Here is a 1,569-nt window from a genome sequence, read left to right on the forward strand (position 1 = left end):
ATCGTGGCTGGGCTCAACAACCACACCTTCAGCAGCTTTGCCGCACTGTCGGGCAAAGTGCCCGTAGTGGGCATTGTCTCGGGACGCTGCTTTGCCGGCAATGCCGCCTTGCTGGGTTGCGCCGATGTCATCATCGCCACCGAAAACAGCAACATCGGGATGAGCGGCCCCGCCATGATTGAAGGCGGTGGGCTGGGCACCTTCAAACCCGAGCAGATTGGCCCCAGCGGCGTGCAGTCCGGCAACGGCGTGATCGACATTTTGGTGAAAGACGAAGCTGAGGCGGTGCGTGCCGCCAAGCGCTACTTGTCGTATTTTCAGGGGTCGATCGCCGAATCCGTGCAGCCATGGCGCTGCACAGACCAGCGCCAACTGCGCCATGCGGTGCCCGAAAATCGTCTGCGCGTGTACGACGTACGAACCGTGATGCTGGGGCTGGTGGATAGCGAGTCGTTGCTGGAGCTGCGCGCGAGTTTTGGCGCAGGCATCCTCACCGCGCTGGCGCGCATCGAGGGCCGTCCCGTGGGCATCATCGCCAACAACCCCAAGCACCTGGGCGGTGCAATTGACGTGGACGCCGCCGACAAGGCCGCGCGTTTCATGCAGCTGTGCAACGCGCACGGCCTGCCCATCATCTCGCTCACCGACACGCCGGGCTTCATGGTCGGACCCGACATCGAAGCCCAGGCGCAGGTGCGGCATGTGTGCCGCATGTTCGTGGTGGCGGCGCACCTCAGCGTGCCGTTCTTTGCCGTGGTGCTGCGCAAGGGTTACGGTCTGGGCGCTCAGGCCATGACGGCTGGCGGCTTTGACGCACCCGTGTTCACCGTGTCCTGGCCGACCGGCGAGTTCGGTGCCATGGGGATCGAAGGCTACGTGCGCCTGGGCTTTCGCAAGGAGCTGGAAGCCGCGGCGCCCGGTGCCGAGCGCGACGCGCTGTTCAAGAAGCTGATCGATCAGCAGTACGAAAACGGCCAGGCCACCAACATGGCGGCAACGCTGGAGATCGACGCTGTCATCGACCCGGCACAGACCCGATCATGGCTGGTACGCGGCCTGGCGTCGGCGGCAAATTCACCGGCCGCGCCCGCGACGCGTTTTGTCGATACTTGGTGATGGGACAAACCGTGACGGCAACACGGTTGCCGTCACTTAGACCTTCATTCCCGGCAAATTCAGGGAAGCCGTGTTCCCACCATCGACCGGCAGCGCCTGCCCCGTCACATAGCTGGCATCGTCACTCGCGAGAAAGGCGATGACGGCCGCGACTTCCTGCGGATGGCCGTAGCGGCGCAATTCGCAGCGCGAGCCCAGCTTGTCCTCTTTCTGCACCGCACGCGCACGCGCAAACACCGGTGCGGTCATGCCGGTTTCGATGAGGCCGGGACAGACGGCGTTGACGCGCACATTCCACTCGCCAAGGTCGCAGGCGCTGGTCATGGTCAGGCTGATGACCGCCGCCTTCGACGCGCTGTAGGCATTGCCGCCTGCGCCCGAACGCACACCGGCCACGGACGCGGTGTTGACGATGGCGCCGCCGCGCTGATCGCGCATGATGCGCGCCGCATA

2 protein-coding genes are annotated in these 1,569 nt (G+C 64.9%); one reads left to right on the forward strand and one right to left on the reverse strand.

Features of this window, described 5'->3' with window-relative positions:
* Window positions 1-1,116: acyl-CoA carboxylase subunit beta (locus B3V69_RS10015; protein ID WP_296446143.1), on the forward strand; the 1,116-nt coding region annotated here is incomplete at its 5' end.
* 36 nt (window positions 1,117-1,152) lie between these two features.
* Here B3V69_RS10015 and B3V69_RS10020 read toward each other — a convergent pair.
* Window positions 1,153-1,569, reverse strand: a 417-nt coding sequence (locus B3V69_RS10020) for an SDR family NAD(P)-dependent oxidoreductase (protein ID WP_296446145.1), incomplete at its 5' end; no start/stop codon positions are given.

It is taken from the genome of Rhodoferax sp. UBA5149 (assembly GCF_002413825.1).
In the GTDB taxonomy this organism is placed as follows: domain Bacteria; phylum Pseudomonadota; class Gammaproteobacteria; order Burkholderiales; family Burkholderiaceae_C; genus Rhodoferax.